The sequence below is a fragment of the Streptomyces sp. NPDC001493 genome (assembly GCF_053597235.1).
The window spans coordinates 248,728-268,061 of sequence record NZ_JBSFHV010000011.1; the positions used below are offsets into that span (position 1 = coordinate 248,728).

At 72.6% G+C, this 19,334-nt stretch carries 20 protein-coding genes, 1 tRNA gene and 1 pseudogene; 9 read left to right on the plus strand and 13 right to left on the minus strand.

Going from position 1 to position 19,334, the window contains the following annotated elements; all coding sequences use genetic code 11:
• Positions 1-13: 13 nt before the first annotated feature.
• Both ACWCWD_RS18180 and pth read left to right on the plus strand, forming a co-directional pair.
• Positions 14-601, plus strand: coding sequence for a 50S ribosomal protein L25/general stress protein Ctc (locus ACWCWD_RS18180; protein ID WP_450773807.1), 588 nt, complete (start codon positions 14-16; stop codon positions 599-601).
• A gap of 166 nt (positions 602-767) precedes the next feature.
• Positions 768-1,361, plus strand: a complete 594-nt coding sequence (gene pth / locus ACWCWD_RS18185; RefSeq protein WP_450773808.1) for an aminoacyl-tRNA hydrolase — start codon at positions 768-770, stop codon at positions 1,359-1,361.
• A 52-nt stretch (positions 1,362-1,413) separates the two neighbouring features.
• Here pth and ACWCWD_RS18190 read toward each other — a convergent pair whose 3' ends face one another.
• The 6 genes from ACWCWD_RS18190 to ACWCWD_RS18215 form a co-directional block, all read right to left on the minus strand.
• Positions 1,414-1,803, minus strand: coding sequence for a hypothetical protein (locus tag ACWCWD_RS18190; protein ID WP_450773809.1), 390 nt, complete (start codon positions 1,801-1,803; stop codon positions 1,414-1,416).
• A 172-nt stretch (positions 1,804-1,975) separates the two neighbouring features.
• Entirely contained in the window at positions 1,976-2,893 is a 918-nt protein-coding gene (locus ACWCWD_RS18195) for a Gfo/Idh/MocA family protein (protein WP_450773810.1), read from the minus strand.
• Positions 2,894-2,934: 41 nt separating this feature from the next.
• A complete protein-coding gene (locus ACWCWD_RS18200; protein ID WP_450773811.1) occupies positions 2,935-4,161 on the minus strand; it encodes an ROK family protein in 1,227 nt (408 codons plus the stop codon).
• 116 nt (positions 4,162-4,277) lie between these two features.
• Entirely contained in the window at positions 4,278-5,144 is an 867-nt protein-coding gene (locus ACWCWD_RS18205) for a carbohydrate ABC transporter permease (RefSeq protein WP_327180115.1), read from the minus strand.
• A gap of 77 nt (positions 5,145-5,221) precedes the next feature.
• Positions 5,222-6,202 carry a carbohydrate ABC transporter permease gene (locus ACWCWD_RS18210; RefSeq protein WP_327177461.1) on the minus strand — a complete coding sequence of 327 codons (981 nt, stop codon included), beginning with the start codon at positions 6,200-6,202 and terminating at the stop codon, positions 5,222-5,224.
• 35 nt (positions 6,203-6,237) lie between these two features.
• A complete protein-coding gene (locus tag ACWCWD_RS18215; protein ID WP_450773812.1) occupies positions 6,238-7,641 on the minus strand; it encodes an ABC transporter substrate-binding protein in 1,404 nt (467 codons plus the stop codon).
• A 135-nt stretch (positions 7,642-7,776) separates the two neighbouring features.
• On the opposite strand from ACWCWD_RS18215, the gene ACWCWD_RS18220 reads away from it, so the two are divergent.
• From ACWCWD_RS18220 to ACWCWD_RS18235, 4 genes are all read left to right on the plus strand, one after another.
• Positions 7,777-8,823 (plus strand): zinc-dependent alcohol dehydrogenase, encoded by a 1,047-nt coding sequence (locus ACWCWD_RS18220; RefSeq protein ID WP_450773813.1) that lies wholly within the window; start codon positions 7,777-7,779, stop codon positions 8,821-8,823.
• Between the two features lie 181 nt (positions 8,824-9,004).
• Positions 9,005-9,817: a sugar phosphate isomerase/epimerase family protein gene (locus tag ACWCWD_RS18225; protein ID WP_450773814.1), complete on the plus strand. Its 813-nt coding sequence runs from the start codon at positions 9,005-9,007 to the stop codon at positions 9,815-9,817.
• Complete coding sequence (locus tag ACWCWD_RS18230; protein ID WP_450773815.1) at positions 9,814-11,217, plus strand: MGH1-like glycoside hydrolase domain-containing protein; 1,404 nt, start codon at positions 9,814-9,816, stop codon at positions 11,215-11,217. The genes ACWCWD_RS18225 and ACWCWD_RS18230 overlap by 4 nt, the downstream gene beginning before the upstream one ends.
• Entirely contained in the window at positions 11,214-13,187 is a 1,974-nt protein-coding gene (locus tag ACWCWD_RS18235; protein ID WP_450773816.1) for an amylo-alpha-1,6-glucosidase, read from the plus strand. The genes ACWCWD_RS18230 and ACWCWD_RS18235 overlap by 4 nt, the downstream gene beginning before the upstream one ends.
• A gap of 100 nt (positions 13,188-13,287) precedes the next feature.
• Here the strand turns inward: ACWCWD_RS18235 and ACWCWD_RS18240 are convergent.
• The 3 genes and pseudogenes from ACWCWD_RS18240 to ACWCWD_RS18250 all read right to left on the minus strand — a co-directional run.
• Positions 13,288-13,386, minus strand: a pseudogene (locus ACWCWD_RS18240) (ADP-ribosylation/crystallin J1); the annotation flags it as partial.
• 34 nt (positions 13,387-13,420) lie between these two features.
• Positions 13,421-13,494 (minus strand) — tRNA-Ala (locus tag ACWCWD_RS18245).
• A gap of 184 nt (positions 13,495-13,678) precedes the next feature.
• Positions 13,679-14,158, minus strand: a complete 480-nt coding sequence (locus tag ACWCWD_RS18250; protein ID WP_450773817.1) for a hypothetical protein — start codon at positions 14,156-14,158, stop codon at positions 13,679-13,681.
• A gap of 176 nt (positions 14,159-14,334) precedes the next feature.
• Here ACWCWD_RS18250 and ACWCWD_RS18255 point away from each other — a divergent pair, with 176 nt between their 5' ends.
• Entirely contained in the window at positions 14,335-14,853 is a 519-nt protein-coding gene (locus tag ACWCWD_RS18255) for a hypothetical protein (protein ID WP_450773818.1), read from the plus strand.
• A gap of 61 nt (positions 14,854-14,914) precedes the next feature.
• Here the strand turns inward: ACWCWD_RS18255 and ACWCWD_RS18260 are convergent, their stop codons facing one another.
• Positions 14,915-15,379: a winged helix-turn-helix transcriptional regulator gene (locus tag ACWCWD_RS18260; protein WP_450773819.1), complete on the minus strand. Its 465-nt coding sequence runs from the start codon at positions 15,377-15,379 to the stop codon at positions 14,915-14,917.
• Positions 15,380-15,594: 215 nt separating this feature from the next.
• Between ACWCWD_RS18260 and ACWCWD_RS18265 the strand changes: the two genes are divergently transcribed.
• Both ACWCWD_RS18265 and ACWCWD_RS18270 read left to right on the plus strand, forming a co-directional pair.
• Positions 15,595-16,782, plus strand: coding sequence for an MFS transporter (locus tag ACWCWD_RS18265; RefSeq protein ID WP_450773836.1), 1,188 nt, complete (start codon positions 15,595-15,597; stop codon positions 16,780-16,782).
• Positions 16,783-16,911: 129 nt separating this feature from the next.
• The gene (locus tag ACWCWD_RS18270; protein WP_450773820.1) at positions 16,912-17,382 is read left to right on the plus strand and encodes a hypothetical protein; all 471 of its coding nucleotides are present in this window, start codon (positions 16,912-16,914) and stop codon (positions 17,380-17,382) included.
• Positions 17,383-17,461: 79 nt separating this feature from the next.
• Here the strand turns inward: ACWCWD_RS18270 and ACWCWD_RS18275 are convergent, their stop codons facing one another.
• The 3 genes from ACWCWD_RS18275 to ACWCWD_RS18285 form a co-directional block, all read right to left on the minus strand.
• Positions 17,462-18,163: a hypothetical protein gene (locus ACWCWD_RS18275; protein WP_450773821.1), complete on the minus strand. Its 702-nt coding sequence runs from the start codon at positions 18,161-18,163 to the stop codon at positions 17,462-17,464.
• Complete coding sequence (locus ACWCWD_RS18280; RefSeq protein WP_450773822.1) at positions 18,160-18,960, minus strand: MerR family transcriptional regulator; 801 nt, start codon at positions 18,958-18,960, stop codon at positions 18,160-18,162. The genes ACWCWD_RS18275 and ACWCWD_RS18280 overlap by 4 nt, the downstream gene beginning before the upstream one ends.
• 116 nt (positions 18,961-19,076) lie before the next feature.
• Positions 19,077-19,334, minus strand: a 258-nt coding sequence (locus ACWCWD_RS18285) for a phosphoenolpyruvate carboxylase (protein ID WP_450773823.1), incomplete at its 5' end; no start/stop codon positions are given.

Here is a 19,334-nt window from a genome sequence, read left to right on the forward strand (position 1 = left end):
GAGGAGTGCAGCCATGGCCGACAAGATCACGCTCGCCACCGAAGCCCGTACCGAGTTCGGCAAGGGCGCCGCCCGTCGCGCGCGCCGCGCCAACCTGGTTCCCGCGGTCGTCTACGGCCACGGCGCCGAGCCGGTCCACATCAACCTGCCGGGCCACGAGCTGCTGCTCGCGCTGCGCACCCCGAACGTCCTCATCGGTCTCGAGATCGACGGCAAGGACGCCCTGGTCATCCCGAAGGCCGTGCAGCGCAACGCCCTCAAGGGCAACATCGAGCACGTCGACCTGCTGACCGTCAAGCGCGGCGAGAAGGTCAACGTCGAGATCGCCGTCGAGACCGAGGGCGACCTGGCCCCGGGCTCCTTCCTGCTGGAGTTCGTCCAGAACACCCTGACCGTCGAGGCCGAGGCCACCCACATCCCCGAGGCCGTGACGGTCTCCGTCGCCGGCCTGACCGCTGGTGACTCGATCCTCGCCAAGGACATCGCGCTGCCGAAGGGCTCCGTGCTCGCCGGTGACGAGGACGCCATCGTGCTCCAGGTCGTCGCCGCGCAGGCCGAGGAGCCGGCCGCCGAGACCGAGGCCGAGGGCACCGAGGCCTGAGCCTCGACCTCGTTCGACCTGCTTGACTGACGGGGCGGCGGACTCCCTTACCGGGGGCCGCCGCCCCGTCGGCCTGTACGGGGCACCCGCGGCCCGTACGCCCCGTCCACGCCCGCCCTCCGGCCCCCTCCGCGGCCGGGGCCGCATCCGAGGAGACAGCGCGCAGATGTCCGACGTCACCGACCCCTGGCTCATCGTGGGCCTCGGCAACCCCGGCCCCGAGTACACCGCGAACCGGCACAACGTGGGCTTCATGGTCGCCGACCTGCTGGCGGAGCGGATCGGCGGGAAGTTCAAGCGGGCGCAGAAGGCGCAGGCGCAGGTGCTGGAGGGGCGCATCGGCCCGCCCGGTCCGGCGAACCGGCGCGTGATCCTGGCGAAGCCGCAGTCGTACATGAACCTGTCGGGCGGCCCGGTGACGGCGCTGCGCGACTTCTACAAGGTGCCGACCGACCACGTCGTCGCGATCCACGACGAGCTGGACATCGACTACGGCGCGCTGCGGCTCAAGCTGGGCGGCGGCGACAACGGGCACAACGGGCTGAAGTCGATGACCAAGTCGATGGGCCCGGAGTACCACCGGGTGCGCTTCGGCATCGGACGCCCGCCGGGCCGGATGCAGGTCGCGGACTTCGTGCTGAAGGACTTCTCCTCCACCGAGCGCAAGGAGCTCGCCTACCTGGTGGACCGGGCGGCGGACGCGGTGGAGTCACTGCTCGCGGACGGGCTGGAGCGGGCCCAGGGGACGTACAACTCCTGAGCGGACGGGGGGCGGTGGTGGCCGGTCATGGTCCGATGCGCGGGAGCGGCTGCTACGCGGGATAAGGCCAGAGGCAGACCGTCGCTGCCAGGCACACCGATATCGACCCCGCGAACCAGTAGAGGGAGAAGGTGTTGAGTGGCACCTTGCGCCAGGGCTTCTGCTCCTGCTCCGCGATGTCGGCCCCGACCCGCTTCGCCACCGGGACCAGCATGGCGATGAACGTCACCAGCACCGCGCTGTAGACGTACAGGGTGAACGAAACGGGATATCCCTTGATCGCGGCATTGGGCAGCAGGAAGATCCAGCCGGCCACCGGGGCGAGGAACATGCGCAGCCGTGCCCGGCGCGTCGGCATGATCCGGTTCATCGCCGCCAGGTAGACGGCGGTGACGACCGCCGCGACGGTCCACCACGCACCGTTGGACAGATGAGACAGCATGATCGTGATTCCCCCCGAGTCGTCACGACTATAGGAAGTCGATCACCCGGGGGGTACGGCATCCCTCGGCAGGAAAACCAGGCCCGTCACTGCCCGCCTCCGGCAACCCCTCCTCCGTCCTCTCCGCCGCTCCGGCCGCCCGACGCGCGGGAGAGCCGCCTTCGCGCGGCCGTCAGGCGGCGTCCGGCCGTGCCTGGTCGAGGAGTTGCTGGATGCGCAGCCCACGCGCGGCGTCGATGCCGGTACCGACTCCGGTGCGCACGGCACCGGCGAACTCGCGGCGGAGCACCGGCCAGCACTCCTCGTGGTCGATTCCGGCGGTGTCGTAGACCAACTCCTCACCGGTGCCGAAGAGTTCGATTCGGGTACGGGCACGGTCCAGCCGGACGCTCCCGGAGAGGGACGCCTGGCTGACCGCGCCGTTCTCGTGCTCGCAGGTCAGCTCGATCCAGCGGCGGGGGTCGCCCGTCCCGCGTACGGAGACGATCGGGGCGACGGCGCTGTCGAGCAGGTCGAGCAGGTGCGGGCCGAGGTCGAGCAGCGCGCCGTGTTCCAGCCGCCAGGAGGTGGCGAACTCGCCGCCGAGGAAGGCTCCGTGGAGGTAGCAGGAGCGGGCTCCGGAGACCTCGCGTCCGGCCGCTTCGGCGAGGAAGGCGCGGGTCGTCGGGTGGTAGCGCTTGGTGAGGACGAGCTGCGAGACCACGCCGTGCTCGGCGACCGCGTCGGCGACCGTGCGGGCGGCGGCGAGGTCGGCGCCGAGCGGCTTCTCCAGCAGCAGGGCCTTGCCGGCCTTCGCGGCGCGGGGGGCGAGCTCGGCCTGCACGGCCGGCGGTACGGCGAAGGCGACCGCGTCGCAGCCGTCGAGCAGTTCCTCGAAGGATCCGGCGGCGCGGGTGCCGTAGGCGTCGGCGACCTCGGAGGCGGCCTCCGGGCGGCGGGCCCAGACGCCGGTGAGGGTGGTCTCGGGTCCGGCCGCCAGCATCCGGGCGTGCATGGTGCGGGCCCACGGCCCCGCGCCGACCAGGCCGACGCGGACCGGGGGGTACGGCCAGGCGCCGGGCGGGGTGTTGGTGGCGGGGGGCTGGGACATGGCGGTCTCCATCGGTGATGCGGGACGAGAGGCGTACGGGCTCAGGCGAGCGCGGCGAGGCGGGCGTCGGCCCGGTCGGGGTCGTAGAGGCGCTCGACGACCATGACGGCGGCCCCGGCGAGGGCGGCGCGGTCGCCGAGCGAGGTGGTGACCACCTGGAGGTGGGCGGTGGTGCGGGGCATCGCCCGCTGGTAGAGGAGTTCGCGCACCCCGGTGAGGAACGGGGTGCTGGCCAGGTCGCCGCCGAGCATGAGGACGCCCGGGTTGAGGAGGGTGACCACGGTGACGAGCACTTCGCCGACGCGCTGTCCGGCGGCGCGGGCGAGCCGGAGGGCGTCCGGCTGTCCGGCGGCGAGGTGGCGGCGCACGTCGGATCCCGAGGCGGTGGGGACGCCGGCCGCCGTGAGCTGTTCGGCGATGGCCCTGCCGCTGGCCACGGCGGCGAGGCAGCCGTAGGAGCCGCACATGCAGAGCGCGTCGGGCCTGTCGTGCAGGCGGATGTGGCCGATGTCGCCGGCGCCGCCGTCGATGCCCCGGTACATCTCGCCGCCGACGACCATGCCGGCGCCGATGCCGGTGGACGCCTTCACCAGGACGAACGCGCCGCAGTCGGCGTAGTTCTCGCGCTGTTCGGCCAGGGCCATGAGGTTGGCGTCGTTGTCGACGTAGACGGGGAGCTGGTCCGCGTCCGCGTCCGGGCTCAGGGCGGTCGGGCCGAAGGCGGTCGGGCCGAGGTGCGCGGCGAGCGCGGCGCGCATCCGCTCGCGGACCGGGAAGCGGTCCCAGCCGGGCATGATCGGCGGCTGGACGACCTGGGCGCTCTCCCAGTCGACGGGTCCCGGCACGGACAGGCCGACGCCGCAGACCCGGTCCGGGGCGGTCTCCGCCTCCTCCAGGAGCGGGCCGAACCAGCGGGCGAGCCGGTCGAGCACGGCGTCGGGGCCGTCCGCGATGACCAGGCTCCCGGTCCGTTCGGCGAGGACCTTCCCGGACAGGTCGACGACGGCGGCACGGCCGTGCCGGGTCTCCAGGTCGGCGACGAGCACCACGGCGTGCGTGGGGTCGAACTCCAGCCGCGCGGAGGGGCGTCCGCCGGTGGAGGTGCCGGTCGCGCCGCGCAGCCAGCCGGCTTTGAAGAGCTGGTCGAGGCGGTGTCCGACGGTGGAGCGGGAGAGGCCGGTGGCCTGTTGGAGCTCCCCGCGCGTGGTGGCCTCGCCGCTGCGGATGAGCCGCAGCAGGTGTCCCGCGCTCGCCTGGTTTCCTGCCATCGTCGCCGTCCTCGTCCCGTCTCTCGTGCCCCCGCGGGCCGGCCGTACGGCCGCGCCTCCCCCGGGCGCGGCCACCAGTGACCCGGCGTCAGCCGGATCCACTGGGTGTCAGGTTGTCAGCCCTTGTCCGCGCCGCTGGTCAGTCCCTCGGTGAGGAGCCGCTCGGAGGCGAAGAACAGGATTACCACGGGGATGGTGAGGATGACCGAACCGGCCATCAGGACCGTCTTGGAGACCTCGATGCCGTTGGCGAGCTGCTGGAGGCCGAGGGAGACCGTCCACTTGTCCGGGTCCGCGGCGAGGAAGAGGAGCGCGAAGAGGAACTCGTTCCAGGCGATCATGAAGACGTAGAGCCCGGTCGCCATCAGGGTGGGCAGCGCGAGCGGAAGGATCACCTTGCGCACGGTCTGGAGCCGGGAGGCGCCGTCGATGGCGGCGGCTTCCTCGACGGAGAACGGAATGGTGACGAAGTAGTTCTTCATCATGTAGATCGAGACCGGGACCGTCTGCGCGATGTAGACGATGGCGAGTCCGACGAGGCTGCCGGAGAGCCCCATCTTCGCGAACATCACGAAGAGCGGGACGGCGAGCAGGGTGGCCGGGAAGAGGTAGACGGCCAGGAACAGGGCGCTGACGTGCCGGCTGCCGAAGAACTTGAGGCGGCTGACGGCGTACGCGCCGGGGACGGCGGCGGCCAGGGTCAGTGCGACGGTGGCGAGGGCCACCAGGGCGGAGTTGCCGAGCATCCCGAGGAAGCCCTGGCCGCCGTCCTCGGTGGACCTCAGGACACTGCGGTAGGTGTCGAGGGTGAAGTCCTTCGAGGAGACCCAGAGGTTTCCGGGGTCCACGAGCAGCGAGTCGATGGGCTTCACCGACAGCAGCAGCATGTAGTAGAACGGCGCGATCGTGATCACGGCGAGGAAGGCGATCACGACCCAGCGGGCGATCCCGAAGAACCGGTCCTCGAACTGGGCGCGGCTCATGCGCTTCCGGCGCGGGGCGGGGCCGGCGGTGGGGGTGGGCCGGGTGGGCTGCGGCCGTGTCACGGACGGGGCGTGGCTCATGCCGACTCCTCCTGGACCTTCTTGCCGAAGAACATGAAGTAGAGGCCCAGCAGGACCATGAGGACGAGGGCGAGGATCAGCGCCTGGGCGGAGGCCGCGCCGACGTCGAAGCGGGAGGTGAGGAAGTCGTACACGCGGACCGCGACGACGTCCGTGCCCGAACCGCCGCCGGTGAGCAGGTAGATGTCGTCGAACTTGTTGAACGTCATGATGAAGCGCAGGACGGACAGCAGGGCGATGACGGGCATCATCTGCGGCAGCAGGATGTGGCGGAAGCGCTGCGAGATGGTGGCGCCGTCGACGGTGGCGGCCTCCTCCAGGCTGTCCGGGACCGCCTGGAGACGGGCGAGCATGAAGAGGAAGGCGAACGGGAAGTAGCGCCAGGACTCGAAGGCGATGACCGTGAGCAGCGCCAGCGGGATGTCGAAGTGGGCTCCGAGCAGGCTGACTTCGTAGGAGCGGGTGGAGAGGAAGGCGATGGGGTCGTCCCATCCGAGGAGCTTGCTTCCCCACTCGTTGACGATGCCGTACTGGGGGCTGAGGGCCACCTCCCAGACGAAGGAGACGGCGACGACCGGTGCGACGTACGGCAGCAGCATCGAGGCGCGCAGGATGCCGCGGCCCCGGAACGGCTTGCGCAGGGCGAGTGCGGCGACCAGTCCGAGCACGATGGAGCCGGCGGTGGCGCCGACCGTGTAGAGCAGCGTGGTGCCGAGGCTGCTCCAGAAGCCGGGCGACCCGAAGACCTGCTGGAAGTTGTCCAGGGTCCAGTGGCCGAAGAGGCCGTTCTCCTGGATGTCGACGAGCTTGGCGTTCTGGAAGGCGAGCAGCACGGTCCACAGGATCGGCAGGATCACCACGACCAGGACGACCAGGAAGGTCGGGGTCACGAAGGCGAGGCCCGCGCGGTTCTCCCGGCTGCTGGTGGTCCGTGGGCTGCCGCGGCGCACCGTCGCACCGCTGGTTTTCGTACTCATGGGTCGGTTACCTCGGGGGGAGAGCGGCCGTGCGGCTACTGGAGGGACTTCTGGAGGGCTGCCACTTCGTCGTTGGCTTCCTCGGCCGCCTCGTCGGGTGAGGTCTGGCCGCTGGTCATCGCTCCGATGGCCTTGGCGACGGGCAGTTCGCCGTTGGTGGCGCCGACGAGGGCGCCCTGGCCCTGGGCGAGACCCCACCGCTTCATGTCGCCGACTCCGGAGACGAGGCGGTCGAGGAGTTCGGAGGGGTAGGCCTTCTGCATGGACTCGCGCTTGTCGACCCCCATGACGCTGGCGCGCCAGGCCTTCTGGAAGGCGCCGGGGTCGGTGGCGGTGCCGGTGCGGACCGGGATCTTGCCCTCGGGGGCCATGCCGAACCAGTCCTCGTACCCCTTGCCCATCATGTACTCGATGAACTTGGCGGAGGCGCCGGTCTCGGCGGTCTTGGTGACGGCCCAGGAGGTGATCTCGCCGAACTGGGCGGGTTCCTTGCCGTCGGGGCCCCGGAGAGAGGTGACGATGCCGGTGTTGCGGGCGAGGAACCCGGGGTCGTCCTTGCACGCGGCGCAGCTGGGCAGCGCGTCGGAGCGCAGGCCGGCCAGCTCGTCCAGGAGGAACGAGGACCAGACCATCATGGAGGACTTGCCGGAGAAGTAGGTGGCACGGGTGGAGTCCACGGTCTGGGTGCCGGGGGCGCCGTGCTTTCCGCCCAGTTCGTCGTAGGCGGCGAAAGCGTTGCGGCAGGCGGGGGAGTCGAGGGCGGGGGTGCCGTCGTCGTCGACCAGCTGGCAGCCGTTGGCGAGGGCGAGGTCCTCGAAGCTCTGCTGGGTGAAGGCGTCCGAGGGGTCGGTGGCCAGCGAGATGCCGTCGGTGGAGCCCTTGTCGAGTGTCTTGGCCGCCTTGATGGCGCTCGCGTAGGTGTCCGGTGCATCGAGCCCGGCCTCGGCGAAGAGGTCCTTGCGGTAGACGAGGAGCTGGAGCCAGGCGTCGGAGGGGACGGCGAGGGTGGTACCGGCGTCCTTCGTGAGGGAGAGGGCGTTGGCGTTGAAGGTCCCGGCGTCCAGGTCGTGGACGACCTTCCCGGCGACCTCCGTGTTGAGCAGGCCGCTGCCGTACATCTGCCAGACCTGGCCCATGGGGACGGCGCCGATGACGTCGGGGAGGTCGCCGGCGGCGGCCGCGGACATGATCAGCTGCGGGAGCTGGGCCTCGTCCACGCCGACCAGGTCGACCTTGATCCCGGTCTCCTTCTCGAAGCGGCCGACCACCTTCTTGGTCGCCGCCATGCGCGGCGCCAGGTTCTCCTGCGACCACACCGTGATCCGGTTGTCCGGCTTCTCGGCACCGGTGCTGCCGGAGCAGCCCGCGAGCAGGCCGGCGCCCAGGGTCGCGGCGAGTCCGAACAGGGTCGCCTTCGACCGTCGGGTCTTCATCACCATGCTGTGTCCTCACGCCACTTACGCACTTTCATGACGCATCTCAGCATCACTTTTGCTTGTTGACAAGACATAACTCTGAGATATCTTCGACCTAAGTCAGCAGCAGTTCCCTTCCCAGCACCCTCGGAGACCCCCGTGGAACGCGTCGTCCAGTTCACCGGCCCCCGCCAGGTAGAAGTCGCCGAGCACGAGAGCGCCGCCCTGCCGGCGGGCCACCTCCGGGTCCGTACGCGCTACTCCGGCATCTCCGCGGGCACCGAGCTCACCGCCTACCGGGGCACCAACCCGTACCTGACGCGGACCTGGGACGCCGAGGCGCGGCTCTTCCGCGACGGCGCCGCGGGCATCGAGTACCCGGTCGCCGGCTGGGGGTACTCCGAGGTCGGCGAGGTGACGGAGGTGTCGCCCGAACTCGTCGACGTCCCCGGCATGCCGGCCGTGGGCGACCTCGTCTGGGGCATCTGGGGCCACCGCAGCGAGGGCATCGTGCCCGCCGAGCGCATGGTCGGCCACACCCTCCCGGCCGGACTGGAGCCGCTGGCGGGCGCCTTCGCCCGGGTCGGCGCCATCGCGTACAACGCGGTGCTCGCCGCCGACATCCACCTCGGCGAAGAGGTCGCCGTCTTCGGGCAGGGCGTCATCGGCCTGCTCACCACCCGCCTCGCCCAGCTCAACGGCGCCCGCGTCACCGCCGTCGACGCCCTCGACGGCCGCCTCGACACCGCCCGCTCCTACGGTGCGCGCCGCACCCTGAACGCCCGCACCGACAGCGTCGCCGAGCGCGTCCGCGAGGCCACCGGCGGCCAGGGCGCCGACGTCGCCATCGAGATCAGCGGCGTCTACCCGGCGCTCCACGAGGCCCTGCGCTCGGTGACCGTGGGCGGTCGCGTGGTGGCCTCCGGCTTCTACCAGGGCGACGGCGCCGGGCTGCGGCTCGGCGACGAGTTCCACCACAACCGCGTCCAGCTCATCTGCTCGCAGATCGGCGGGGTGCCCCCGCAGCTGGCCGGCCGGTGGACCGTCGAGCGGCTCCAGCAGACCTTCCTCTCGCTGGTCGCCGAAGGCCTGGTCGACGTGAAGTCCCTGGTCAGCCATGTCGTCCCGGTGGCCGACGCCGCCGACGCCTACGTCCTGCTGGACGAGCGTCCGGCCGACGCCCTCCAGGTCGTCCTGGAGTTCTGAGCCGCTCCCCGGCCCACGCCCGGCACGCGGGACGACTCAGCCCGTCCCCGGCCCACGGCCGGTACGCGGGACGGCCGGGCCGTGTTCCGACTCACGCCCCGAGCCCGTCCCCGTACCGGCCCCCGCACCACCGCCTCGCCACTCCTCCGCGCGCTGCCCGGCAGCGCCGAAAGGCCCCTCCATGCTGAAGACCGCGCTGAAGACCGCCTGCCAGGAGCAGCTGCTCCCCGGTGACACGCTCCAGGAGAAATGGGCGTTCGCCCAGGACGCCGGGTTCGACGCCGTCGAGCTGCGCTCGCGGGGCGACTTCCACTTCCGCGACCGGCTGCCCGAGCTGAAGCAGGCGCTGGCCGACGGCGTCGTCATGCCGACGGTCTGCGTCGAGATGCTGCACTTCTTCGCCGCCTTCGACGAAGGTCTGCGCAAGGACGCCCTGGAGCAGATGAAGTCGCAGCTCAGCGTCGCGGCCGAGATCGGCGCGCTGGGTGTGCAGACCCCGGCTTCGTACGGGATGTTCTCGCGCCGGCTGCCCCCGTTCGAGCCGCCGCGCTCCGAGGAGGAGGACCGCGAGGTGCTCCTGTCGGGTCTGACCGAGCTCGGCGAGCACGCCCGCAAGGAGGGCGTCACCCTCTTCCTGGAGCCGCTCAACCGGTACGAGGACCACATGGTCAACCGCCTGGACCAGGCCGTGGACCTGCTGAGCACGGTGGGCCTGGACTCGGTGAAGATCGGCATCGACAGCTACCACATGAACATCGAGGAGGCCGACCCGTCGGCCGCCATCCTCGCCGCGGCCCCGTACATCGGCCACGCCCAGGTCAGCGACTCCAACCGGTTCCAGCCGGGCGCCGGCCACCTGGACTGGCCGGCCTGGATCGGCGCGCTGCACACCATCGGCTTCGACGGCTACCTCGCCGCCGAGTGCCGCCTGACCGGCGACCCGGTCGAGGCCGTCCGCTCCATCCCGGCGTTCCTGCGGAGGTCGGGCGCGTGACCTCCCTTCTCGTCGGTCCCCCGGCGACCGCCGCCGACGACCCCGCCGAGGCCCTCGGGCGCGGCGCGGCCCGCGTCCTCCTCACCAACTGGATGGGCGCCTCGACGGTGCCGTCCCGGGGCCTCTACCCGCACCAGTGGAGCTGGGACTCCGCGTTCATCGCGATCGGTCTGCGCCACCTCTCGGTACGCCGGGCCCAGCGCGAGCTGGAAACCCTGCTGCACGCGCAGTGGGCGGACGGCCGGGTCCCGCACATCGTGTTCAACCCGGCGGTCCCGCACGACGCGTACTTCCCGAGCCCCGACTTCTGGCGCTCGTCGAGCGCGGGAGCGGCGGCCGGTGCCCCCGCGGGTACGGAGACCTCCGGGATCGTGCAGCCCCCGGTGCACGCGCTGGCCGCCTGGCTGGTGCACCTCGCCGACCCGGCGGACTCCCGTCGGCGCGGCTTCCTGCCCCGGGTGTACGGGCGCCTCGCCGCCTGGCACGACTACCTCACGGGCCCCCGGGACCTGGGCGGCGGCGGTCTCGCCGCGATGGTCCACCCGTGGGAGCCGGGCATGGACAACAGCCCCTGCTGGGACGCCCCGCTGGGACGCGTGGAACCGGCCGCCCGGGGCTCGTACCGGCGCGCCGACCTCGACCACGGCCAGCCCTCCGAGCGGCCCACCGACCTGGACTACGGGCGGTACGTGCGCCTGGCCACCGACTACCGCGACAGCGGTTACGCCGACGCGGGCGCCGAGCACGCGTTCGCCGTCGAGGACCCTTGCGTCAACGCGCTGCTGATCGTCTCGGAGCACGCACTCGCCCGCATCGCCGCCGAGACGGGCGCCGACCCGGCCCCGCACGAACAGCGCGCGGCCCGCCTCACCGAGGCCCTGGTCGAGCGGCTCTGGTCGCCGCAGGCCGGCATGTTCCTGAGCCGCGACCTGGTGAGCGACGAGCTCATCCCCGAGAAGAGCGTCGCCGGACTGATCCCGCTGATCGTCCCCGGCCTCCCGCCGGAGATCGTCGACGCGCTGGTCGGGACGGCCGAGAGCTCCGCCTTCCGGCTCGGCGAGGTCCCGATGGTCCCCTCGTACGACTTCACCGGCACCGCCTTCGACCCGTCCCGCTACTGGCGCGGACCCGCCTGGTTCAACACCAGCTGGCTGGTGGAGCGCGGGCTGCGGCAGTACGGACGGACGCGTGCGGCCGACCGGCTGCGCGCGGCGATGCTGGCGGCGGCCGGGGAAAGCGGCTTCGCGGAGTACGTGGACCCCTTCACCGCGCACGCCCGCGGCACCCGCGACTTCGGCTGGACCGCCGCACTCACCCTGGACCTGCTGGCGGCGGATCCGGGTGCGGACGCCGGGGTCCTCGGGCAGCGGCTGGACACGACGGTGGGGGCGGACGCGTGAGCACGAGCTCCGACCTCACCCTGGTCCGCGCCGGTACGTTCGCCGTGCTCGGCGCGGACGGCGGGATCACCGGCCGCCGGGGCACCTCCCCGGACGGCCTCTTCCGCCGGGACGCCCGTCACCTGAGCCGCTGGACGCTGACCGTGGACGGCACGGCTCCCGGTGTGCTCGTACCAGTCGCCGGGGAGGCGGGCGCGGAGTGCGTACTGACCCCGCCCGGCACCCGCGACGAGCCGCCCGCCTACACGGTGTTCCGCGAACAGGCGCTCGGCGACGGCTGTTTGACCGAACGCATCCGGCTGGTCGGCAACCGGGACGCACCGGTCTCCGCCGTCCTCGGTCTCACCGTGGACGCCGACTTCGCCGACCAGTTCGAACTGCGCTCGGACAACCGCCGGTACGACAAGGCCGGCGGGCGGCGCACCGCGACCCCCACCCCGGACGGAGTCGTCTTCGCGTACGCACGCGGCGATGACTGGCTGTCGCGGACGACGGTGGCCGCCGACCCCGCCCCGGCCGAAGTCGCCCCCCTGGAGGGCGAGTCGACCGCACGGCTGCTCAGGTGGCACCTGGAGGTGCCCGCACAGGGCGCCGTCGAACTGCTGCTGACCGTGGCGGCGCAGCCTCACGGGGCCCCGGCGGCCGTGCCGTTGGCGACCCCGGATGCTGCCGCATCCGAACAGGCCCTGGACGCAGTCGAGTTCACCGGGCTCGCGCGTCCGCAGGCTTCACTCCCGCTGCCCGCCGGCGCTCCGGACGGGCTCGCGGCGGCCTGCGCGCGCGGGCTCCGCGACCTGGCGGCGCTGCGGGTCCCGGCGCTCGGGCCGGACGGCGAGGAGCTCCGGGTCCCGGGGGCGGGGGTGCCGTGGTTCCTCACGCTCTTCGGCCGGGACGCCCTGCTCACCTCGCACTTCGCGCTTCCCTACCGCCCGGAGCTTGCGGCGGCCACCCTCGCCGCGCTCGCGGCGACCCAGGGCGCGGAGTACGACGCGTTCCGGGGCGAGCAGCCGGGACGGATCGTGCACGAGATCCGGCACGGCGAACTGGCCGCGTTCCGCCAGGTCCCGTACGGCCGTTACTACGGTTCGGTGGACGCGACCCCGCTCTTCCTGACCCTGCTGGACGCCCACGCCCTCGCCACCGGCGACACCGCGCTCGCCGCCCGCCTCGAACCGCAGGCGCGGGCGGCGGTGGCGTGGATGTTCCGGGACGGCGGCCTCTCCGAGAGCGGCTACCTCGTCTACACCCCGGACCCGGGCGGCCTCGTCAACCAGAACTGGAAGGACTCCGAGGGCGCGATCTGCTTCCTCGACGGCACCCAGGCCGAAGGCCCGATCGCGGTCGCGGAGGCGCAGGGGTACGCGTACGACGCCCTGGTCCGTACCGCCCGGCTCGCCCGCACGGTATGGGACGACGACGCCTGGGCCGACGAACTGGACGCGGCCGCGCGGGACTTGCGGGAGCGTTTCCTGCGGGACTTCTGGATGACCGGCCCCGGTTTCCCGGCGCTCGCGCTGGACGGGAAGGGCCGGCAGGTCGACTCCCTCGCCTCCGACGCGGGCCACCTCCTCTGGTCGGGCATCCTCGACGAGGAGCACGCCCGCCGGGTCGGCCGGCGCCTGCTGGAGCCCGACTTCTTCTCGGGCTGGGCGATCCGCACCCTCGCGGCCGGACAGCCGGGCTACCACCCGCTCTCCTACCACCGGGGCACCGCCTGGCCGCACGACAACGCGGTCATCGTCCTCGGCCTCGCCCGCGCGGGTCTGGCCGACGAGGTCCGTGACGTCGCACGCGGCCTGCTGGACGCGGCCGGCCACCACGGCGACCGGCTGCCCGAGGTGATGGCCGGCTACGGCCGCACCGACCACCCGCGCCCCGTCCCGTACCCGCACTCCTGCTCCCCGCAGGCGTGGGCGGCGGCAACCCCGCTGGCGATCCTCACGGCGCTCCGGGAGACGGCCGGGGAGTAACCGGTACGAGCGGGAAAGGTACGAGCGAGGGGGCGGCCGGAGACGGCCGCCCCCTCGCGTGCGCTCAGGCAACCGGCCCCGGGGTGGAACGTGTGGACCAGCGGGGCGGCCAGGCCCGCCAGTCCGACGCCTCCACCAGGGCGAGCTCCTCGGGCCCGGTGGGGCGCCAGAGCGTCGTGGTCGCCTGCCGGCCGGTCATGTCGTCCGTCTCCCGTTCACTCCTGGGTACGGGACAGGGCCGGCCGGATTCGAACCGGCGTCCTCCTACATGCCGTGAAGGCGCGACAACCGCTGCGCTACGAGCCCCGTCCCGCCGGGTGATCCTATGCGGGGAACGCGTCGCCCAGCAGCCGAATTCTCGCGGCCGGGCGGCACCTACCCCGCGCCGGTCCGGCGCGTCGGGACCGGTGCCGCGCACCCGCCGTCAGCACGTCGTACACAACGGGGAGCGGGCGAGTACGCCGCACCCCGGGCTTTTGGCAGACGCGCGCTCAACCCACCGGAGCCGTCCGATGCGGGCACAGCCGCGCGTCCCGGCCGTCGGTGGTCCGGGCCGGCCAGGGCGGGAACTCCCCGGAGGTGTCTCCGGCCGCCTGTGCGTTCCAGCGGTCGATCCAGGGTTGCGCCATCTCCGGGCAGCACCACACGCGCCCCCAGTTCCAGCGTGCGAGGTCCATCGCCCGCCGCACCGCCGGACTGTGGACGGGCTTGATCCGGAAGTTCTCCAGATGCCGCCGGAAGAGAATCACCTGGATGTTCCGCACACCCCGCCCCCGGTGCACACCGATGACTTCCACCCGCTCGTCCTCGTTCCAATAGCGGGGCGGAAGCACCCAGAGCCGCGAGCCGGGCGCGAACTGCTTCAGGCCCGACTGGACTTGTTCGCCGCCGGGGCCGTGGCGCGTTTCGGCGGCGACATTGGCGACGACGCACACCTGCGGCTCGCCGGCTTCCTGATCGGTTTCGGTCATGCGACCAGCATGCTTTCCTCCCGCAACGGGTGTGTGCGCGGCCGGCGTCCGACCGTTCGTTACGGGCGGCGGGCGGCGCGGGGCGGGGCTGTCGACGGCGACGTTCTCCGCTGCTCCGCACCCGCCTCGCGCACCCCCTCTTCCCTTACGCAGCAAGGGCGTTGGAGAATCCGCGCATGAATCAGCCCGCGATCGATCCGACCGCCGACGCGGCGGACACGTACCTCACGGCGCTCCACGACCGACTGAAGGCCGACGGTTGCACGGTGACGTCGTCGGACTGGAAGGGCCACCGGTCGGTGACCGGCTTCCGTGCCGATCGCAAGGCCCGCTGGTTCGGAACGAAGGCCGAGCTGTTCGTCTTCGCGGCCGTCGTCCCCGAGATCGACGTGGCCACCCTGGGCGAGTTCACCAACTGGGCCATGCGCTACGCGAAGAGCGTGCGCGGCGGCATCCCCGGCGCCCGCAACGTGGCACAGGTGCTCCCCGCGCTGGTGAGCACCCGCGTCCGGCCCGAGGCGGCCCGGTGGGCGGCCCAGGACGCCAGGATTCTCGACACCTCGCTGATCAGCCGCCCCCTGACGGTCGAAACCACTCCCGGCGCCACCCTGACCACGCTGTACCGGGGCGGAACCGTCTGGGGCGGCATGTTCACCGGCCACGTGCTGGAGAAGGCGTCCCTGTACTTCCCCTGAGTCCCCCGCACTTCCCCCGGGCACGTCCTCCCCGCACCGGAGCCGCCCCGGTGCCGGCCCCTCACTCGTCGGTGACCGCGCGGACGACCTTACGCACGACCGTGTCGTCCGGGCCCAGCGGCCGCCCGTCCGCCGCCCGGACCTCCAGCGCACGGAGGTGCTGCCCCTGTTCGCGGTCGACCATCCGCGAGTGGGGTTCGCCGGGGCCGAAGAAGTTCTGCTCGCCCCACTGCCGCAGGGCCACGACGACGGGGAAGAGCGCCTTGCCCTTCGGGGTCAGTACGTACTCGCGGTAGGCGCTGCCGTCCGAGGCGGGGACGGTCTCCAGGATCCCGCCCGCGACCAGGGTGCGCAGGCGCGCGGTGAGGATGTTCTTCGCCACCCCGAGGCCGCGCTGGAACTCCCCGAAGCGGCGGCTCCCGTCGAAGGCGTCGCGCACGATCAGGAGCGACCACCAGTCGCCGATCGCGTCCACGGACCGGGCGACGGGACAGTCGCTGTCGTCGAAGCGCGTTCTGGTCACCATGCCGTCCTCCACTCCCCAATCGGTTGCATGATGCTACCAAAGGCCGCTACGGTCACTTCTGGTAGCAAGTTGAAACCAGATGTACGGAGGGGTGTCGAGTGCTCGACGACAGCAAGGCCGCGACCCCGACACCGGCACAGGCGCCGGCACCGCAGGCCGCTGGGGCACGTCTTCGAAGTGCTCCCGGCCGGAGCGGCGAAGGCGCCGCGCCCGCCCTGCCCCGGGGCCTCGTCGCCCTGTTCGCCGTCGCCTGCGGAGCAGCGGTCGCCAACGTCTACTTCGCCCAGCCGCTCCTGGTGACCATGGGGCACGACCTCTCCATGAGCCCGGCGCTGCTCGGCGCCGTCGTCACCCTCACCCAAGCCGGGTACGGCCTGGGCCTGTTCTTGCTCGTACCGCTGGGCGACATCACCGACCGCCGCCGCCTCGTCGTGGCCCAACTCCTCCTCATGGTCGCGGCGTTGACGGTGGTCACCACCGCCGGCACGGCGACGGTCCTCCTCGCGGGCATGGCCGGGGTGGGACTCCTCGCCGTCGTCACGCAGACGCTGGTGGCCTACGCGGCATCGCTCGCGCCGCCCGCCCGGCGCGGACGCGTCGTCGGTACGGTGACGAGCGGCGTCGTCCTCGGCATCCTGCTCGCCCGTACCGTCTCCGGCCTCATGGCCGACCTCGCGGGCTGGCGCTCCGTCTATCTCGCCTCGGCGGCACTCACCGCACTGCTCGCGCTGGTCCTCCACCGCGTACTCCCCCACCACCCCAACGACCGGCAGAAGTCCCTGCGTTACGGACAGCTGCTGCGCTCCACCGTCACACTCTTCGCCCGGGAGCGGCTGCTGCGGCTCCGGGCCCTGCTGGGCCTGCTGATCTTCACGGCCTTCAGCACCCTGTGGAGCAGCCTCGCGCTGCCGCTCAGCGAACCCCCGTACTCCTTCTCCCACACCGCGATCGGGGCCTGGGGGCTGGTCGGAGCCGCGGGCGCGCTGGCCGCGACGGCGGCGGGCCGGCTGAACGACCGCGGGCTCTCCGGGCGGACCACCGGCATCGCCCTGGCCCTGCTCGCCGTCTCGTGGGTGCCGCTGGCCTTCACCCGCAGCTCCCTCTGGGCCCTGCTCGTCGGCGTGATCCTCCTCGACCTCGCCGTACAGGCCGTCCACGTCACCAACCAGACCCTGATCCACGCGCTGCACCCGGAGGCGGGCAGCAGCCTGATCGGCGGCTACATGGTGTTCTACTCGGTCGGCAGCGCCACCGGCGCCATCGCCGCGACCTCCCTCTTCGCGGCGGCCGGCTGGGGCGCGGTGTGCGCACTGGGCGCCGCCGTCAGCGTCCTCGCGTTCGCGATCTGGGCATGCACGCGGGGCAGCGTCCCGGACCGGGCCGCGGGCGCGGCGGCGGGCTGACGCGTCGCCCCCTCGTACGGAGCCCCAACCACCCGACTCCCGACATTCCCACCGCTTCCCGACCGCTTCCCCGCCCCTTTTGGCCCGCAAGTTGACCGAGAGCATCGTCCTGCCCAAAGATCTGCCCCCATGAAGCGGACCCCCTCCCAGAACGCGGCCCTGATCGGCCGTAATGGCGCGATGGCCCTGGTCACCCTGCTGCTGCTCGTCGCGGGTGCGTGGGCCTCGTGGGAGACCGCGCACCACATCATCCTGGCCAAGGGCCGTGAGCACGGCACGCTGACGGTGACCGGCTGCGGCGAGGAGACCTGCACCGGCACCTACACCCCGGACGCCCAGTCCCCGCCGCGCTCGGGCGTGATCGTCACGCGCTCGGTCGCCGCACAGCGCGGCGACGAGTTCCCGGTGGTCCTGAAGCCGGGCAGCGCCGAGGCCGTACGAACCGGAGTCCCCGGATTCCTGCACGCCTGGCTCCCGTTGGGCGGCTCACTGATCCTGGCCTCCCTGGTCCTGGGCGGCGGCCTGCGCCTGACCCGTACGGCATGGGCGGCGGGAGTCGCGGGGGCGGCACTGCTGGTGGCGACGTTCCTGGCGCTCTGAGGGGCGGCCACCGGACCACCGCTCCGGGGTGCGGCCACCGGCCGGTCGCAGGTGCGCCGGGGACCGGGCGGGGCGATCCTCAGACCCCCGGAGAGGTGACGGATCCGGGGGAAGACCTGCCGCCCGCTCTCAGCGCCGCGACCGCTGACACCGGGTCTTCCGCGTAGAAGCGGAGGACGCGGGCCTCGGCGGGCCCGCCGAGGACGCGCGTGTACCGCAGCGGCCCGGTGAGTTCCACGGTGACCGTCGTCTGACTCCCGACGGCGAGGTCGGCCGTGCCGTGCTCGTCCACCGAACCCGGCCTGCCGTCCGGGAACCTCCGGTCCAGCCGGACGGAGGCGATGCGGTCGGCCGGGACGCGGATGTCGAGCAGGGCACCGTAACGCAGGCGCAGCGAGCCGTCGGCCCCGATCACGTGCGGGCGCACCACGCAGGAGGCGTGCAGGGCGAGGAGGAACCAGCAGCCCCAGAGGTCGAGGACGAGCATGACGGCGTGCACCAAGGGCCAGGGGATCACGAAGGCGAATGCGACGGTCTCGACGACGCAGACGAAGAGCAGCCCGTACAGGGTCGCCGCCTGGGCCGACGCGTACCGGGCCACGTGGTCGCCCTCGCGTACGCCGTGCGGTCCGCGGCGGGTCGCCCAGCGCAGGAGGCAGGCCGCGAGGGTGGCCTCGTGACGGCACAGCCGTACAGGCGCCGGGACGCGCCCGGCGACCGCGGCCGGGAACGCCCGGCCCCGGGCCTGTCCCTCGGGGCGGTTCTGCCCGTCGCCGCTCATCCGGCACGCCGCACGAGCAGCTCCATGGCGCGGCGGACGGCCGCCGCCTGAGCCGGGGGGAACGCGGCGAAGAGGGCGCTCGTGAACGCGTCCGTCTCCCCCGGTCGCCCCGCGCCCGCCGAGGCCATCACCGCTCGGGCCGCCTCGTCCGGGATGATCTCCACGATGGCGCGGGCGGTCCGCTCCACCCGTGGATCGTCCTCGGCCGCCCCGGCCAGCTCCTCCAACCGGGCGTACACCGCGTAGACCCGGCCCATGGCCTCCGCGTCGGCGCTCAGGCTCCGCCCCATGGCGTAGAGCCGGCCGTGGTCACCGGCGGGCAGGGTGGTCTCCAGCAGGGCCAGCAACTCCCGCTCCCGGGCGGCCATCGCGGGCTCCGGCCCGGGCAGCCGCGCCGCCGCACGGGCCATGTCGTCGAAGAGTGCGGCGAGTTCGGGAGAGACCGGGGCCTCGGCGGGCAACCGCCCGTTCCGTTCGGCCTGTTCGAGCAGCCGGCCCAGGCGGGCACGGCGCTGCCGGATGGCCTCCTCCTGACGGGCCAGGTCGGCGTCCAGCTCGGCGAGGATGTCGACGAGGTCCTTGCCCGCGTCGTCGGCGAGCACGTCCTTCACCTCGTCCAGGCTCAGGCCGAGTTCGGTCAGCCGGCGGATGCGGGCCAGCTCGACGGCGTCGCGCAGCGCGTACTCCCGGTACCCGTTGGGCTGCCGTGGCGGCTCGGGCAGCAGACCGATGCGGTGGTAGTGCCGTACGGCCCGGGTGGTGATGCCGACGACCGCGGCGAGCTCTCCGATGCGCATGACACCAGTAGAAACCTTGTCGCTGCGACAAGGTCAAGCCGTTCCCCCGACGCAACGGCGCCCCCGCCCGGACCAGAGTCCGGACAGGGGCGCCCGATGTGCCGAGTACCGCTGGATCAGCCGGTGTTGCGGAGGCCCGCGGCCACACCGTTGACGGTGAGGAGGAGGGCGCGGGCGAGGAGCGGGTCGGCTTCCTCGCCGGCCGCCGCCGCGTCGCGCTGGCGCTTGAGCAGGGCGACCTGGAGGTAGGAGATCGGGTCCAGGTAGGCGTCGCGGATGGCGAAGGTCTGCTGGAGGACCGGGCTGGTACCGAGGAGCTCGGTGTTGCCGGTGATCCGCAGGACCTCCTGGACGGTGAGCGCGTGCTCGGCCTC

Bases quoted from the DNA above. Each gene is read 5' to 3' on its own strand.
- ACWCWD_RS18260 (WP_450773819.1), bottom strand. From the start codon at position 15,379: ATGGTGACCAGAACGCGCTTCGACGACAGCGACTGTCCCGTCGCCCGG.
- ACWCWD_RS18195 (WP_450773810.1), bottom strand. From the start codon at position 2,893: ATGTCCCAGCCCCCCGCCACCAACACCCCGCCCGGCGCCTGGCCGTAC.
- ACWCWD_RS18200 (WP_450773811.1), bottom strand. From the start codon at position 4,161: ATGGCAGGAAACCAGGCGAGCGCGGGACACCTGCTGCGGCTCATCCGC.
- ACWCWD_RS18215 (WP_450773812.1), bottom strand. From the start codon at position 7,641: ATGGTGATGAAGACCCGACGGTCGAAGGCGACCCTGTTCGGACTCGCC.
- pth (WP_450773808.1), top strand. From the start codon at position 768: ATGTCCGACGTCACCGACCCCTGGCTCATCGTGGGCCTCGGCAACCCC.
- ACWCWD_RS18250 (WP_450773817.1), bottom strand. From the start codon at position 14,158: ATGACCGAAACCGATCAGGAAGCCGGCGAGCCGCAGGTGTGCGTCGTC.
- ACWCWD_RS18180 (WP_450773807.1), top strand. From the start codon at position 14: ATGGCCGACAAGATCACGCTCGCCACCGAAGCCCGTACCGAGTTCGGC.
- ACWCWD_RS18225 (WP_450773814.1), top strand. From the start codon at position 9,005: ATGCTGAAGACCGCGCTGAAGACCGCCTGCCAGGAGCAGCTGCTCCCC.
- ACWCWD_RS18190 (WP_450773809.1), bottom strand. From the start codon at position 1,803: ATGCTGTCTCATCTGTCCAACGGTGCGTGGTGGACCGTCGCGGCGGTC.
- ACWCWD_RS18210 (WP_327177461.1), bottom strand. From the start codon at position 6,202: ATGAGTACGAAAACCAGCGGTGCGACGGTGCGCCGCGGCAGCCCACGG.
- ACWCWD_RS18275 (WP_450773821.1), bottom strand. From the start codon at position 18,163: ATGAGCGGCGACGGGCAGAACCGCCCCGAGGGACAGGCCCGGGGCCGG.
- ACWCWD_RS18205 (WP_327180115.1), bottom strand. From the start codon at position 5,144: ATGAGCCGCGCCCAGTTCGAGGACCGGTTCTTCGGGATCGCCCGCTGG.
- ACWCWD_RS18280 (WP_450773822.1), bottom strand. From the start codon at position 18,960: ATGCGCATCGGAGAGCTCGCCGCGGTCGTCGGCATCACCACCCGGGCC.
- ACWCWD_RS18255 (WP_450773818.1), top strand. From the start codon at position 14,335: ATGAATCAGCCCGCGATCGATCCGACCGCCGACGCGGCGGACACGTAC.
- ACWCWD_RS18270 (WP_450773820.1), top strand. From the start codon at position 16,912: ATGAAGCGGACCCCCTCCCAGAACGCGGCCCTGATCGGCCGTAATGGC.